This is a genomic window from Chitinophaga sp. sic0106 (genome assembly GCF_019219075.1).
Classification (GTDB): Bacteria; Bacteroidota; Bacteroidia; order Chitinophagales; family Chitinophagaceae; genus Chitinophaga.
On sequence record NZ_JAHUWJ010000004.1, the window covers coordinates 110,442 to 124,796 of the forward strand.

At 45.6% G+C, this 14,355-nt stretch carries 16 protein-coding genes; 9 read left to right on the plus strand and 7 right to left on the minus strand.

All coding sequences use genetic code 11. From position 1 onward, the window contains the following. Positions 1 to 94: 94 nt before the first annotated feature. Positions 95 to 886 (minus strand): sensor histidine kinase, encoded by a 792-nt coding sequence (locus KW844_RS07610; protein WP_218376119.1) that lies wholly within the window; start codon positions 884 to 886, stop codon positions 95 to 97. Positions 887 to 1,598: 712 nt separating this feature from the next. Continuing rightward, positions 1,599 to 2,012: a hypothetical protein gene (locus KW844_RS07615; protein ID WP_218376120.1), complete on the minus strand. Its 414-nt coding sequence runs from the start codon at positions 2,010 to 2,012 to the stop codon at positions 1,599 to 1,601. A 438-nt stretch (positions 2,013 to 2,450) separates the two neighbouring features. On the opposite strand from KW844_RS07615, the gene KW844_RS07620 reads away from it, so the two are divergent. Further along, positions 2,451 to 3,362, plus strand: coding sequence for a hypothetical protein (locus tag KW844_RS07620; RefSeq protein ID WP_218376121.1), 912 nt, complete (start codon positions 2,451 to 2,453; stop codon positions 3,360 to 3,362). 127 nt (positions 3,363 to 3,489) lie between these two features. On the opposite strand, the gene xerD is transcribed toward KW844_RS07620, so the two are convergent. Together xerD and KW844_RS07630 are read right to left on the minus strand one after the other, a co-directional pair. Then, positions 3,490 to 4,389 carry a site-specific tyrosine recombinase XerD gene (xerD, locus tag KW844_RS07625; protein WP_218376122.1) on the minus strand — a complete coding sequence of 300 codons (900 nt, stop codon included), beginning with the start codon at positions 4,387 to 4,389 and terminating at the stop codon, positions 3,490 to 3,492. A gap of 768 nt (positions 4,390 to 5,157) precedes the next feature. Next, positions 5,158 to 5,574 carry a nucleoside-diphosphate kinase gene (locus tag KW844_RS07630; protein ID WP_073080495.1) on the minus strand — a complete coding sequence of 139 codons (417 nt, stop codon included), beginning with the start codon at positions 5,572 to 5,574 and terminating at the stop codon, positions 5,158 to 5,160. Positions 5,575 to 5,728: 154 nt separating this feature from the next. On the opposite strand from KW844_RS07630, the gene KW844_RS07635 reads away from it, so the two are divergent. Then, on the plus strand, positions 5,729 to 6,733 hold the full coding sequence (locus KW844_RS07635; protein WP_218376123.1) for a bifunctional oligoribonuclease/PAP phosphatase NrnA: 1,005 nt from the start codon (positions 5,729 to 5,731) through the stop codon (positions 6,731 to 6,733). Positions 6,734 to 6,768: 35 nt separating this feature from the next. Then, complete coding sequence (locus tag KW844_RS07640; protein WP_218376124.1) at positions 6,769 to 7,650, plus strand: FKBP-type peptidyl-prolyl cis-trans isomerase; 882 nt, start codon at positions 6,769 to 6,771, stop codon at positions 7,648 to 7,650. A gap of 76 nt (positions 7,651 to 7,726) precedes the next feature. On the opposite strand, the gene KW844_RS07645 is transcribed toward KW844_RS07640, so the two are convergent. Genes KW844_RS07645 through folP form a run of 3 tightly spaced genes read right to left on the minus strand, consistent with a single transcriptional unit; the run spans position 7,727 to position 9,858 of the window. Then, positions 7,727 to 8,125, minus strand: coding sequence for a thiol-disulfide oxidoreductase DCC family protein (locus KW844_RS07645; protein ID WP_218376125.1), 399 nt, complete (start codon positions 8,123 to 8,125; stop codon positions 7,727 to 7,729). 27 nt (positions 8,126 to 8,152) lie between these two features. Beyond that, entirely contained in the window at positions 8,153 to 8,965 is an 813-nt protein-coding gene (locus KW844_RS07650) for a diadenylate cyclase (RefSeq protein WP_218376126.1), read from the minus strand. A 32-nt stretch (positions 8,966 to 8,997) separates the two neighbouring features. Next, positions 8,998 to 9,858, minus strand: a complete 861-nt coding sequence (gene folP / locus KW844_RS07655; RefSeq protein ID WP_218376127.1) for a dihydropteroate synthase — start codon at positions 9,856 to 9,858, stop codon at positions 8,998 to 9,000. A gap of 125 nt (positions 9,859 to 9,983) precedes the next feature. On the opposite strand from folP, the gene KW844_RS07660 reads away from it, so the two are divergent. From KW844_RS07660 to KW844_RS07685, 6 genes are all read left to right on the plus strand, one after another. Next, positions 9,984 to 10,529, plus strand: coding sequence for a DUF1599 domain-containing protein (locus KW844_RS07660; RefSeq protein ID WP_218376128.1), 546 nt, complete (start codon positions 9,984 to 9,986; stop codon positions 10,527 to 10,529). A 20-nt stretch (positions 10,530 to 10,549) separates the two neighbouring features. Continuing rightward, positions 10,550 to 11,632: a BT_3928 family protein gene (locus KW844_RS07665; RefSeq protein ID WP_218376129.1), complete on the plus strand. Its 1,083-nt coding sequence runs from the start codon at positions 10,550 to 10,552 to the stop codon at positions 11,630 to 11,632. Between the two features lie 18 nt (positions 11,633 to 11,650). Beyond that, complete coding sequence (locus tag KW844_RS07670; protein WP_218376130.1) at positions 11,651 to 12,706, plus strand: ABC transporter permease; 1,056 nt, start codon at positions 11,651 to 11,653, stop codon at positions 12,704 to 12,706. 80 nt (positions 12,707 to 12,786) lie between these two features. After that, entirely contained in the window at positions 12,787 to 13,302 is a 516-nt protein-coding gene (locus tag KW844_RS07675) for an RNA polymerase sigma factor (RefSeq protein ID WP_218376131.1), read from the plus strand. Continuing rightward, positions 13,292 to 13,789, plus strand: coding sequence for a hypothetical protein (locus tag KW844_RS07680; protein ID WP_218376132.1), 498 nt, complete (start codon positions 13,292 to 13,294; stop codon positions 13,787 to 13,789). The genes KW844_RS07675 and KW844_RS07680 overlap by 11 nt, the downstream gene beginning before the upstream one ends. A gap of 32 nt (positions 13,790 to 13,821) precedes the next feature. Next, positions 13,822 to 14,349: a DUF4252 domain-containing protein gene (locus KW844_RS07685; protein WP_218376133.1), complete on the plus strand. Its 528-nt coding sequence runs from the start codon at positions 13,822 to 13,824 to the stop codon at positions 14,347 to 14,349. Positions 14,350 to 14,355: the final 6 nt, after the last annotated feature.

Below are 14,355 nucleotides of genomic sequence, written 5' to 3' on the forward strand. Positions count from 1 at the left end.
AGAATTATCAAATCACACTGATTCATACCGGAAAGTATGAATCAGTTGGCAATTTAGAATAAAACTACATAAGAATCAATTAATTCTGAGCAGATTACTGATAGTTCTCTACATTAATCTGTGCCACGGTTCCACCTGAATTTCGCTTGTTGTAGGAGATGTTGCCGTGGATGATATTGAGTCTGCTCTCTATATTCTTCAATCCCAGGCTGCCTGTTTTCTTTTTTGATTCCGTAAGGGTTTCGAGCAATTTGCCGTTACCATTGTCTGCCACTTCAACAGTCAGGAGGTTGGGAGTACATTTATAGGCGATTTCAATGCTGGTAGCTTCCGCGTGCTTTACAATGTTATTGATCAGCTCCTGCACTACACGGTATACGTGCAGCGCTTTGGATTTATCGACCGGTATGGTGTTTTCCGGTGTTTTAAAGAGAATAGCTACCTGCTTGTTTTTATTCATCAGGTTACAGAAAGAATCCAGTGCATGTGCCAGGCCCAGGTTGTCGAGTGCTTGCGGATGCAGGCTTTGTGAAATAAACCTAAGTTGCTGAATTATGGTGTCAGTGAATTCTTTGGTTTCCTTTAACCGTTCAGTTTCTCCGTTTCCTGTTTTAAGGAGAGGCTGGAGGCCGCCGATGGTTAATTTCAGCACAGACAGCTGTGCGCCCACTTCATCATGGAGGTCTTCTGCGATGCGTTTACGTTCGAGTTCCTGGCCTTGAAGGATGGCTTCGAGGCGTTCACGCTGGAGTTGGAGATCCTTATCCTGAATCACCAGTTTATGTTGAATTACTTGTTTCTGCTGCAGCATTACCAGCAGGATCACTACGATTGCCAGGATCAGCATGATAGTGGTGCCAAAGATAATGATGTCAGTGATCCGCATATTTCAACAATTTCAGCTTGGTAAAACCAACATAGAAAAGGATCATTGTTATACTACCCATCATATAGGTGATAACATACGTAAGGAGACCCATATTATCTATCGTAACTGGTTGTAATTTCTGTAATAGATTAAAACTCAAAGAAAATAGAATAGTAGAGCAAAAGTACAGGAATAATCCTGAATTATACCAGAAAGTAGGTAAAGAGTTTATGTATATCGATTTTTCAATCAATTCTTTATCACTTAGTTGCTGCATGTATAGCGATATCGCATAAAATATCATCAGTGCAGCTTTAATCCCGGTGGTTACCGAGTTGTAAAATTTCATACCATCGAGTTTGAACAGGTCGATGGAGAAAACAAATAACATGACAATGGGAAGGCGAACAATGATGTATCGGAGTTTAGGGGATTTTATACAGGTGAGATAAAACATGGATAATACTACAAACTGAAGAAAGTGCATCAGGTTGAAAAGCCACATATTATTTTTATACAGGATCATGATCAGGTAGGAGCCTGATGAAAAGAGCAGTGAGATGACAATGTAGAAAAATATCCATTTTGAAGAAGGGTCCAGTTGTCTGTATTTTAATAGGAAGGGGATCAGAACCAGGAATTCGATCCCCAACATACACCAAAATACCGTTAGCATTATTGTAAGCACAAGTAATCTATCTTTCTTTTATGATAATTTGGGCAACAGGTATTATTCTGGTTTTTGGTCAGTGGTACCACCACCGCCACCACCACAATATTGTGGGCAGGGAAGTCCTTCATCCAGGATTAACGCCATGTCTTTAGACTGCACACCATCCAGTGAAACACCGGCAGGGAGGATGTCGTCACCATTAGCATCGGTAGCTACCAGTACCATTTTCTTTTCTTTGATACCATCACCATCCGTATCGATGTGAATACCGTAGTAGATTCTCAGGCCTGCGGCTCTGTCGTCAGCCAGCAGTTCCAGTACTTTGTCTTTAGAAAAGCACATAGCTTTTACAAAATCGGCAGATTTCTGATCAGCATGTTCTGCTGCATAGTTGCCAAGCAATGTATCCATTCTCTCTTTAGAGATGAAGCCACCGGCTTCAGAAATGGAAGGGCGGTTTGAAGCGCTCATAAGTGTTAGTTTTAGATTTAGGAGTTAGAAATAGTTTGTGGTAAAATTATTATAAATTTTTACACTACCAATAGTCCTGGAGCGCTGCTGATAAGCATTTAAACTGATCATGTTTGGGTGTAGTCCTTGATAGTAAAGGATTTGGCTAGGTATTGTGTATGATGCCAACAAATGTAATCAAGTGTCAGTGTCATAAAATTGCGTATTTATACGCAATCTGATTAATCAGTTGTTTAACGCTTGCCAGGCCTGCCGAAGTTATGAATCTTTGTGATGTCAATATACCGACGGACTATTTTATCAACGGACAGTACATTCGATACAGAAAACAGGCCTTTCTACCATGTTTGTTTGTAGTTAGCATTTTGCAGAGGGTTATACTGTTCCCTTAAACAGTATTAGGTTATACTCGTTAACCCCTTTTTAAAAAATTTAACTATGAGTTACCTGTTAATTGGCAACATCTCTGCGTTGATTGGTGACGACTGCATTGAGCCACTGGTTAATGCACGCATCAGGGTCTACTTACCGGAAATCAACCAAACCGGTGATCATCTGACCATTGTAAAAGGCCACTTCAATAATCTCCGCCCGCTTACGGCGCATGAAGTATTGCTGAAGGCGGACCGGCTACTGGCGGAGGCCACCCTGGATGACATGGGCAACTTCCGCATGGAGTGGGAGGAAATACACCTGTTTACAGAGGCACTGGAATTAAATTTATGTCTGGATGAGATGCCGGGTAAGACCGGAAATCTTAAATCCCGCAACTACCGGCTTAGTTACCTCGTACCCCATTGGAAAAAGCAAAACGGACAATACATGGCAGCATATGCCTACCTGATTCCTCCGGATGCCTGGGCGGAAATATACCGCACGGCAGGTGCCTGGGTAATTACTGGTATGGTGAAAAGTCAGTCCGGTTCGGGCGGAGAAGCATACCTGAAAGTAGCGGCGTACAATGCCATTACAGGTAAAAGGGTGGCCGAAACTTATACCAACGAGTTCGGGAGGTATACCATGCATTTTTCGAGGAGAGATTTATACACCGGGAGATTGCAGTTGGTACGTGAAGGACGTAGCAACCAGGGCCCGGATATCTTTTTTAAAATCTACCGTCATGATCAATTGATCTGGGCAGAAGATGAGTCCCATGCCATGGCCACCAACCGGCAGGATGTGGCGCCTTGTTCCCACCTGGATATTTTTTATAAACCTGGCATTTTTATCAGGGCTACCCGTCATATCAGTACCTGGCTTCATCATGTAAGGAGCCGCGTGGACCATCGTAAGGGCCGCGCACATGTTCCCGGAGCTTTGGTACGCAGCAAGCTTATTGTGAAAGATTAACAACCCAATGTTTGAGAGCGGCTCCGTTAACAGCGGGGCCGCTTTGTTGTTGGCAGCCAATTTTTGCGACCCTTTATCAGGGAAGGCTATCGCGCAGACAGCAAACAAAACATAGTTTTCAGCATCATTAAAACCTCGGATGAAACCGTTGCAGGGTATCACGCAGATACTCTCTGTCGATATGTGTATATATTTCGGTAGTGGTGATGCTCTCATGTCCCAGCATCTCCTGGACGGCTCTCAGGTCGGCACCACCTTCCACCAGGTGCGTCGCAAATGAGTGCCTAAAGGTGTGTGGCGACACATTCTTTTCTATGCCGGCCAGTTTCACCAGGTCTTTAATAACCAGGAAAATCATCACCCGGCTCAGGGCGCTGCCTCTGCGATTGAGAAAAACCGTGTCTTCCTCACCATGCTTAACGGGCACGTGTATACGTATATTGCGCCGGTACATATCGATCTGTTTCATGGCCTCTTTGCCGATTGGTACCAGTCGCTCCTTATTTCCTTTTCCTATAATCCGAAGGTATCCTACATCGAAATGTAGTTGTGAGATTTGCAGGTTTACGACTTCACTTACGCGCAGGCCGCAGCTGTACATGGTTTCCAGGATAGCTTTATTGCGGTGTCCTTCGGCTGTATCCAGTTGAATTTGAGAGATGATCAGTTCTATTTCTTCAAAAGTGAGTACATCCGGTAGTTTCCGCTGGAGCTTAGGCGCTTCCAGGAGCTGACTGGGATCTTCCCTGGCCATGTCTTCCATGAGCAGGAACTTGTAAAATGCCTTAATACCCGAAATGGTCCTTGCCTGGGAGGCGGGCGTCATTCCCAACTTTGCAACCCATTGCACACATCCTTGCAAATCTTGCAGGCTCACATCCTGCGGACGCAATTTCTCCTGGCCGTTAGCCTGAAGGTATTGCTCCAGTTTCTCCACATCACGAAGATATGCTTCAATGGAATTGGTGGAAAGTGACTTTTCCAGCTGGAGGTAACCTTTGAATAGTTTACGGAATGATTCCCACATATTGGCAATATAAGCGCAATTTGTGAAAGTCGGCAATTCAGGATGCAAAATGCAAGTTATGCATGAAAATAGGGTAGTGGTACTTTTTACAGGTGGGTTATTTTTAATGTGAAGGCCTTATTTTAAGCATTACTTTAATATAAATTGATTATATCTCTCTAAATCAATAAAATATGACATTAAAAATTTGGTGAGATGAGATATAATCGATGGGCAGAATCGCTGACCATGGCGCCATATTTCTTGCAAATTCTTGTTAATTATTAAAATAGTTTAATGTATAACGATGATTTTTTAACTCACCTGAATGATTAGTTTAGATAAATATTTTTATTTCATTCAATATGAATTGTTTATGATAAAATAAATATCTCTCGTTATTTATTATGGCCCCTGGTCTCACACCCAAACATTTGTCCTGCCGGTCCAACCATTGAACTCCGGTTACGCAGCTACGCGAACAATTAATCCCCCATTCCGAACCTTCTTGTCCAGGCCAATAATACTTACGGATTCAGCCGTATGCTTCACGCTCATCTGGCGGTCGCAGATCAGGGAGCTGATAATTTAACCTTTTCATTCCAGGCGGCTTAATCATGCATTGTGCAAATGAGCTACCAGCAGCGTTGCAAATATTGCAATGCCTTTAAATTGCATACAGTTGCAGTGTGCTAACAATGGTATCTTTGCAATCGATCGAATTCCCCCAAAACCAAAAAGCCGGTGCTCCAGGAGCACCGGCCTATATCTTTACCTGTAATTACAGATTTAGAATTTCTCCAGACCGCTGAAGAAGAAGTCACCTTCGATCTGCGCATTCTCATCGGAGTCAGAACCGTGAACTGCATTGCGACCGATAGATTCCGCATATTTCTTACGGATAGTACCTTCTTCTGCGTTAGCAGGGTTAGTAGCACCAATCAGTTTACGGAAGTCTTCCACTGCATTATCCTTTTCCAGGATAGCTGCAACGATGTGACCGCTGCTCATGAACTCAACCAGCTCACCGTAGAAAGGTCTTTCCTTGTGTACTGCGTAAAATTCACCGGCTTTAGCAGCAGACAGCTGCGTCATTTTCATAGCTACAATACGGAAACCTGCTTCATTAATCATGTTCAGGATGCCGCCAATATGCCCGTTTGCAACCGCATCAGGCTTAATCATTGTAAATGTTCTGTTACCCATAGTTTTTTTATTCCGGATTACTGATTTGAGCCGCAAAAGTAATTACATTTTCTTTAGCGGTAAAAAATTTTGAAATTCTGGCCCAAATAAAGAACTTCGCACTTCATTTTCTGTTAACAACAGTACCTTATAAATTAACATTATTACAGTTTGAATGAAGTCGATCGAGGAAATTAAGCCTTTGCTGGAAAGCCCGAAGAAAGTGGTTATCACCATGCATCAGAAGCCAGATGCAGACGCCATGGGCAGCTCCCTGGCAATGTACCACTACCTGATTCAGAAAGGCCATGCGGTTACTGTAATCTCTCCAACTAATTTCCCGGACTTCCTTAAATGGATGCCGGCAGCTGAGCTGGTACTGGATTTTGAGTCATCCAACGACAAGTCCATGGCAGCCCTGGAAGGAATCGATCTGCTCTTCTGCCTCGATTTCAACGCTTTATACCGCACCAAGAACATGGCGCCCTTCCTGGAGAAAATGGATTGTGTCAAAATTCTGATCGACCATCATCTGGAGCCGCAACCTAACTTCGACTACGGCGTAAGCGATACCTCCGCCAGTTCCACCGCACAGCTGGTATATGAAACCATTTACAAGCTGGGGGACGACAAGCTGATCAACCTCGATATCGCTGCCTGCATCTACGCCGGCACCGTTACCGATACCGGCTCCTTCCGGTTCGCTTCCACCAGCGCCAGGGTACACCGTATGGTGGCCGACCTGATGGACCGCGGCCTCAAACACGAAATTATTCACCAGAATATTTACGATAACTTCCTGGAAAACAGACTCCGCTTCCTCGGTCATAGTCTGCTCAACCGCATGGAAGTATTCTACGAATTCAATACCGCCATGCTCGCCATCCCGTATTCGGACCTCAAAAGGTTCGATCTCATGACCGGCGATACCGAAGGACTGGTTAATTTCCTACTTTCAATCCAGGGTATTAAATTAGCAGCGCTGATAATAGACCGGAATGTAGAAGTGAAGCTCTCTTTCCGCTCAAAAGGAGACTTTGATGTTAACACTTTCGCCCGCAAATATTTCGACGGCGGAGGCCACTTCAACGCCTCCGGCGGCAGAAGCTCCGATTCGCTGGAAAAAACTGTTGAGAGATTTTTAAAGGCGATTGAAGAAAATGAAGAACAATTACAATAACTTGCTATAGTACTAGAACCTACTAATACAGTCAAATGAAAAAAAACAATTATTTATTAGCTGCAGCAGCTTTAGGCCTTTTCCTGGCCAGCTGTGGCGGCGGTGTGAAGAAAACACCCAGCGGTATTGAATATATCGTGCACAAATCAGGTAACGGTGCTCAGCTGAAAATCGGCGATACCGCACTGATGAACGTTACCCAGAAAATCAACGACTCCCTGCTGGGTTCTTCCCGCCAGATCGTTGGTGCGCCGATTCCGGTGCTGGTGTCTAAACCAATGGATAAGTTCGACCTCATGGAAGGTATCGCACTCCTCCACGAAGGTGATAGTGCTACGTTCTTTATTCCTTGGGATTCTTTGCCTCCAATGCAACGCCCTCAGTTCGGTAAAAAAGGTGATAAACTGAAAATTACCTTCGTAGTGGACAGCAAATTCTCTGCTGCTGCTCAGAAAGAAAAAGATGAGAAGCTGATCAAAGAATACCTGGAGAAAAACAAAATCAACGCTACCAAAAATGCTGAAGGTATTTACGTGGCTGTGAAACAGGAAGGTACTGGTGCTACACCAAATCCTGGTGATACCGTGTACGTTCACTACACTGGTAAACTGACCAGCGGTAAAGTATTTGACTCCTCTCAGGATTCTACCCTGCGTCCAGGCATGCCGCTGGAACCAATTAAATTCCCTCTGGGTCGCGGTTTCGTGATCAAAGGTTGGGATGCTGGTCTGGCTGGCCTGAAAAAAGGTACTACAGCTACCCTGGTAATTCCTTCTACCCTGGCTTACGGTCTGCAAGGTTCACCTCCTGCAATTCCAGGTAACTCTATCCTGGTATTCGACGTACAACTGGTTGATGTTAAACCAGGTGCACCTGAGGCTCCTGCTGTTGCTCCGGCACCAGCTCCTGCTAAGTAATCACTATCTCAGGATAAAAGAGAACGCCCTCCTTGCATATGCAAAGGAGGGCGTTTTTATTGCTATTAATACAGTCCTAACTCATAAACCGGCCTCTCAACTCCGGCGTGGGAACCATACAGGCATCCTGACGGCCAAACCAACGGTAACGGTTACGCGCAATCAGGTTATACACGCCATCCCTGATAAACGCAGGGATGATCATAAAGCCATACAGTAACACGGCCGGAAAACCCAGGTGCCGGGCTACCCGTAAAGCAGCCGTACTTTTCGTATATACCTTCCCGTTTTCCAGGAGTATAAAAGACGACATACCCTCGGTGCTAAAACCATATTCACCCGCCAGCGTCGCCGCTACCTCTGATTGCAGGGAAGCAAAGCGGAAATAGCCCTGCCCGTCGTGGCGGATGACATAATTCACGCTCGCATTGCAAAAATTGCACACACCGTCAAATAAAATGATGCCGTGTTTCATCCCCACAAAGTTAAGTTATTTGATCACTCAGGCATAACCGTCGATCAATACTTCATATAATTTAACCTTCAGGTCCTCCAGGGATACATCCTGCGTTAAGTTACCATCCTGGGCATAGGAAACCGTACCACGCTCCTCGGAAACGATAATGGCCAGGTTATCACTATGTTCGGTAATACCCACCGCCGAACGATGCCGCAAACCCACCCGGGTAGGCAGATCCGGATTTTCCGATACCGGCAGTATCACCTTGGCGGCCAGCATCTTGCTGCCCACAATAATTAATGCCCCATCGTGAAGCGGACTATGCTTGTTGAAAATACTCTCTATCAGTTTGGCACTAACGTTAGCGTCTATAGGAATACTGGAAGCAGTATCGAATTTAAGACGATACGTAGTGGCTACCACTATCAGTGCTCCGGTATGGGTGCCCATCATACGGCCCACAGCCGTAATCACTTCATTGATAATATTCTCCTCGTCCTTATAACTCTTGAACTTATCAGGTAAAAACAGTTTGGTCAGAAAGCTGTCCTTGCTCAGCGGCGTTTTCTTGCCCAATACCAGCAAGAACTTTCGTATCTCCGGTTGGAAGATAATAATGATCGCAATCAACCCCACATTGATAAAGTTCTGCAGGATATTGGTCAGGATAGGCATGCGCAGCGCCCTTACCAGAAAGAAACCTGCATATATCATTAACAGGCCTACGAAAATATTGAATGCCAGGCTGCCTCGTAACAACCGGTATAACTGAATTACAAGAAAAACGACGATTAGCAGGTCTAATACTTCCAGCCAGCGAAACTCATAACCGTAAAATTTAAATACTTCCCTCATGTCTAATTTATATTGCCGTTGGATAACCAGGGTTATCCTTTCAGCTTGTCTAAGATCCTAATTGTTTCTACTGCTTCTTTTACATCATGTACCCTCAGAATATGTGTGCCCTGTTGCAAGGCTATCGTGTTAAGTACGGTAGTGCCATTGAGAGCCTCCACCGGGCTGGTGCCCAGTAACTTGTATATCATGGACTTGCGGCTGATGCCCGTCAGCACCGGCGTTTGCAGTATTTCTGCCACCAGGTGCAACTGACTCATCAGCTCATAGTTATGGTCCAGTGTTTTGCCAAAACCAAATCCCGGATCGGCAATGAAATCGCGGATGCCCGCCGCCCGGCATTCCGCCAGTTTGCGGATCAGGTAGTCCAGCACCTCCCGGGTAACATTTTCATACGCCGGGTTTGCCTGCATGGTAGCTGGCTTACCCAGCATATGCATAGCAATATATGGTACCTGTAATTTACCCGCTACAGGTATCATTGCAGGATCTAAATCTCCCGAACTAATATCATTGATAATAGCAGCACCTGCATGTACCGTTTTTTCAGCCACCGATGCATACCAGGTATCGATGGAAATAATGGCTTCCGGATAATGATGTATGATGGCATGAATGGCAGGTAATAATCTGTTCAGTTCTTCCTCGGCGCCAATTACCTCGGCACCCGGCCTGGTACTTTGCGCCCCCAGGTCCAGTATGGCAGCACCTTCTGCCAGATGCTTGCCCGCTTTCTCTACCACATGGTGCAGTTCACGCATCCGGTTGCCCTCATAAAAGGAGTCGTCCGTTACGTTGATAATGCCCATCACCACAGGTGTTGCAAGGGATAGCAGCCTGCCCCGGCAATTGATCGAAAGTGATGGAAGTGTATGGATATGGTTAGTTTTCATGGTAATAGTTCCGCCTGTTTATCTGAAATTCTTTATTTTGCCCTGCAATTTACGTAATGTAAGCAAGGTGAGCGGGATTTAATCCATTCGCCTGCCTGCAATTTATGATTTTAGCCTCTGAATTTATGGATACATTAGCACAATATCACGCCGCATTTGATGGTTGTAAGGATATTTTTTTAAAAAAAACAACAGACTATGGTACCTCGTGGAGAGTACTGCGGCCGATTTCTGTGACAGACCAGATTTTTATTAAAGCCCAGCGTATCCGTACCATCCAGGAAACCGGTGTACAGAAAGTAGCAGATAATATTGAAGGAGAATTCAAGGCAATTGTTAATTATGGTATCATCGGACTCATACAACTGCAACAAAACGGTAACCCCTATACGGACTTACCGGTGGCGGAAGTGGAGGCCTTATATAATAAGTACCGCGCAGAAGTAGAGGAGGTGATGCTCGCCAAAAACCATGATTATGGTGAAGCATGGAGAGATATGAGCCAGGAATCCTTTGCAGACCTCATCCTCACCAAATTGCTGCGCATCAAGCAAATTATTCGTAACCAGGGGAAGACGCTGATATCCGAAGGGATCGATGCCAATTACACAGATATCATCAACTATGCCCTGTTTGCATTGATTAAGATCAGTGAAACCCAGCAATCCTAAACTAAACCATTAAATAACTTATGAAAATTTTCCTAAACCTGTTTCGTATCCTGGTAGGGGTGTTGTTTATTTTTTCCGGGTTGATCAAAGCCAATGATCCACTGGGACTGAGCTACAAAATGGACGAGTTTTTTGAGGTGTTACACCTGACCTTCCTCTCGCCTTATTCACTGGCCTTTTCCGTGATCATGAACGCTTTCGAAATCATCGCCGGTGTAGCCGTGCTTGTGGGTTACCGCATGCGCACTTTTTCTGTGCTGTTGCTGTTGCTGATCGCGTTTTTTACCTTCCTCACCGGGTACGCCCTGTTTAGCGGCACCATCCGCGAATGTGGTTGCTTCGGGGATTGTATTAAACTCACCGCCTCACAAACTTTCTGGAAAGATGTGATCCTGTTTGTAATGATCCTGCTGATCTTTGTAAAACGTAACGATATCAACCCGCTTATTAAAGGAGCAGGCTTCATCGTATTTGTATCAGCCGTATTTTCATTTGGTATCCAGTGGTATACCCTGCGTCATCTGCCGGTGATTGATTGCCTGGCTTATAAGGTGGGAAATAATATTCCTGAAAAGATGAAATTGCCGCCGGGCGCTACTCCTGACGTATACCAGATGACCTTCATTTATGAAAAGGATGGCGTGAAGAAAGAATTTATGGAAGACAACTACCCTTGGTCCGATTCTACCTGGGTGTTTGTAGACCGTAAGGATAAACTGATCAAAAAAGGAAATGCAGAACCGGCCATTAAGGATTTCATCCTGATGGACCTGGACGGTGGCAACCAAACCCAGGGTGTGCTGGAAGAAGCCAAACCTGTATACCTGTTTATGGTGCTCAATACCAGCGCTGCCGGCACCGGATGGGAAGAAAAAATAAAAGCCCTCCAGGCCAAACAACAGGCAGGAGAAATTGAAATCTTTGGGGTGACCGCTTCCACTAAAGAAGAAATCGCGGCCTTCCAGCAGGAGAAAGGTTTAACCTTCCAGTTCCTGCAGATGGATGGTGTGGCTATCAAAACGGCTGTAAGAAGTAATCCTGGTCTGATCCTGCTCGACAAAGGCACGATTAAAGGTAAATGGGCTTACCACGATATTCCATAATATAATACCCGTAATCATATGCTGCGCTTCCTGCTGAGAAAAACCGGTTACGGACTGCTGGTGTTACTGGGCGTAGTAACGCTGGTGTTCTTCCTCTTCAATGTACTGCCAGGCGATCCGGCCCGGCTGACACTGGGACAGCGCGCTGATGTTTCCTCACTGGAAAATGTAAGAAAAGAACTGCATCTCGACCAACCGGTGGGGATGCAGTTCTTGTTATATCTCAATGATTTGTCGCCATTGGGCTTGCACGAAACCAATGAAGCCAACACAAACTTTAGTTATCTCCCCCTCATAAAATTTAACTCCGGCAAAACGCTGTTACTGAAAGCACCTTACCTCCGCAGGTCCTATCAGGGTAAAAAGCCCGTATGGGACATGCTGATGGAAGCCCTGCCCGGCACCTTGCTGCTGGCAGCGGCAGCTATGATCTTTGCCACCATTGTCGGCATAGGACTGGGTATACTGGCTGCCGTAAAGCAAAATACCTGGCTGGACACCGGTTCCGTATTCGCCAGTGTGCTGGGCATCAGTGCGCCGTCTTTTTTCGCGGGCATTGTACTGGCATATATCTTTGGTTTCTTACTAAGTGATTACACCGGACTGCACATGACCGGCAGTTTATACGATATCGATCCCTTTAAAGGGAGAGTGTTGAATGGCCGTAACCTGGTATTGCCCGCACTAACCCTGGGAATCAGGCCGTTGGCCATCATTGTGCAGCTTACCCGCAGTGCCATGCTGGATGTACTGCACCAGGACTATATCCGTACCGCCCGGGCTAAAGGCCTCGCCAGCAGGGCTATATTGCTCCGTCATGCACTTCCTAACGCCCTCAATCCAGTGCTGACCGCCGTAACCGGCTGGTTTGCAGAACTATTGGCAGGTGCCTTTTTTGTGGAATATATTTTCGGCTGGAAAGGCATTGGCAAAATCACCGTGGAAGCATTGGACAAATATGATTTTCCGGTGGTAATGGGCGCTATATTATTTACTGCCGGCATTTTTGTGCTGGTAAATATCCTCGCCGACCTCCTCTATGGCGCGATAGATCCTCGTATCAGACTGGATTAACATCTCCCGAAAAAAAATTTATAATTTTTTGTAACATCTCCATTTACCAGTCGTCTTCCTATCAAACAGTGGTATTCTACATGTCATTAGAACTATTTCTTTCCCAGGTTGTACCAGTCAGAACAAAGCTTTTCCGCTTTGCCTACCGGCTGCTGGGTGATGAGGAAGATGCAAAGGACATTACTCAGGATGCACTGATGAAGGTTTGGGCTATGCAGGGCAAGATGATGGAGCTGCAAAACCTGGAGGCCTGGTGTATGCGGATTACCCGCAACCTGGCACTGGATAAGATTAAATCCCGTAAATACCGGATAGCTGACACCCTCGACAAGGCCAGCGAGCTCCCGGCCCTTCATCAGAGAAATCCACATGCGGCCACTGAACGAAATGAAGTGATGAATAAGGTGCATGCAGCGATCAATGCCTTACCGGAAAAGTATCGCAACATCATGCAGCTACGTGATATGGATGGGCTTTCGTACCAGGAAATTGCCGAAGCGTTGGATATAGATGTGAATGAAGTAAAAGTGAATTTGCACCGTGCCAGAAAGAGTGTACGGGAAAAACTACAAAATCAACAGGTATATGGATTATAAAGCAATCAGCGCCCTGCTTGAAAAGTATTGGGAAGGAGAAACTTCCCTGGCAGAAGAGGCCGAACTGAAAGCTTTTTTCAGTGGAACACATGCCGATCTGCCGGAAGAATTGCAGGAAGCAGCACCGCTGTTTCAGTATTTCGGCGAGGAAACACAGTTTCCCGCAGAGCCGGAATGGGATATGTCCTTCCTGCAGGAAACGCCGCCTCAGCAGGCCCCTGCCAGGGTGGTGCGTATGCACCCGTTCCGTAACTGGATGAAATATGCCGCCGTAGTGCTAATGCTGGCAGGGATTGGCTATGCCTTCCGTCAGCACCATGAAACCAAGCTAATAGCGGCCCGCCAGGAAGCGGAAGATCGAAAGGCTTATATGGAAGCCAAAAAAGCATTGGCAATGCTCAGTCGCAACTTTAATAAAGGCACTGATAAAATGCAACAGTTGTCTTATTTCAATACCGCCGTAGAAAAGCTACAAGGAAGTAATTAAAACCAACCGATTTACTTTTAAATTTTAGAGAGATGAAACGATCACTATTATTAATCATCACTGTATTGCTCAGTTGCCAGCTGTTTGCGCAACAGGGGAGTAGCGTAATTGAACGCTTCTTTCAGCGATACGAGAATGACCGCAGTTTCACCGTGATTACCATTACTCCCAAAATGTTCAGCATGTTTGGAAAATTCGATGCCAACGATCCCGATGCCAAAACATTTATGCGGGTGGTGCAAAAGCTCAAAGGCCTGCGCATTCTCAGCAAAGAAACCACCAAAGACGGTCAGCGTTTGTACCGCGAAGCAGCAGCTTACCTCGGCAGCGATTTTGAGGAGCTGATGACCATTCGTGATAAAGAAAGCGACCTCAAATTTCTCGTGAAAGAAAACGCCAAGGGCAACATCAATGAGCTGGTAATGCTGGTAGGCGGTACTTCACAGTTCCTGGCTATGAGCCTGGTAGGGGATATTGACCTCAACGAAATCTCACAGATCGCGTCCAACATTGATATCCAGGGTATGGATAATCTCAAGAATGTACGCAAGAAAAAGTAACCTCAC

What these genes read in the sequence shown, in the direction of transcription:
- folP (WP_218376127.1), bottom strand. Translation starts at nt 9,858, where the DNA reads ATGAAAACTAACCATATCCATACACTTCCATCACTTTCGATCAATTGC.
- KW844_RS07635 (WP_218376123.1), top strand. Translation starts at nt 5,729, where the DNA reads ATGAAGTCGATCGAGGAAATTAAGCCTTTGCTGGAAAGCCCGAAGAAA.
- KW844_RS07685 (WP_218376133.1), top strand. Translation starts at nt 13,822, where the DNA reads ATGAAACGATCACTATTATTAATCATCACTGTATTGCTCAGTTGCCAG.
- KW844_RS07665 (WP_218376129.1), top strand. Translation starts at nt 10,550, where the DNA reads ATGAAAATTTTCCTAAACCTGTTTCGTATCCTGGTAGGGGTGTTGTTT.
- KW844_RS07640 (WP_218376124.1), top strand. Translation starts at nt 6,769, where the DNA reads ATGAAAAAAAACAATTATTTATTAGCTGCAGCAGCTTTAGGCCTTTTC.
- KW844_RS07675 (WP_218376131.1), top strand. Translation starts at nt 12,787, where the DNA reads ATGTCATTAGAACTATTTCTTTCCCAGGTTGTACCAGTCAGAACAAAG.
- xerD (WP_218376122.1), bottom strand. Translation starts at nt 4,389, where the DNA reads ATGTGGGAATCATTCCGTAAACTATTCAAAGGTTACCTCCAGCTGGAA.
- KW844_RS07615 (WP_218376120.1), bottom strand. Translation starts at nt 2,012, where the DNA reads ATGAGCGCTTCAAACCGCCCTTCCATTTCTGAAGCCGGTGGCTTCATC.
- KW844_RS07620 (WP_218376121.1), top strand. Translation starts at nt 2,451, where the DNA reads ATGAGTTACCTGTTAATTGGCAACATCTCTGCGTTGATTGGTGACGAC.
- KW844_RS07610 (WP_218376119.1), bottom strand. Translation starts at nt 886, where the DNA reads ATGCGGATCACTGACATCATTATCTTTGGCACCACTATCATGCTGATC.
- KW844_RS07660 (WP_218376128.1), top strand. Translation starts at nt 9,984, where the DNA reads ATGGATACATTAGCACAATATCACGCCGCATTTGATGGTTGTAAGGAT.
- KW844_RS07680 (WP_218376132.1), top strand. Translation starts at nt 13,292, where the DNA reads ATGGATTATAAAGCAATCAGCGCCCTGCTTGAAAAGTATTGGGAAGGA.
- KW844_RS07630 (WP_073080495.1), bottom strand. Translation starts at nt 5,574, where the DNA reads ATGGGTAACAGAACATTTACAATGATTAAGCCTGATGCGGTTGCAAAC.
- KW844_RS07645 (WP_218376125.1), bottom strand. Translation starts at nt 8,125, where the DNA reads ATGAAACACGGCATCATTTTATTTGACGGTGTGTGCAATTTTTGCAAT.
- KW844_RS07650 (WP_218376126.1), bottom strand. Translation starts at nt 8,965, where the DNA reads ATGAGGGAAGTATTTAAATTTTACGGTTATGAGTTTCGCTGGCTGGAA.
- KW844_RS07670 (WP_218376130.1), top strand. Translation starts at nt 11,651, where the DNA reads ATGCTGCGCTTCCTGCTGAGAAAAACCGGTTACGGACTGCTGGTGTTA.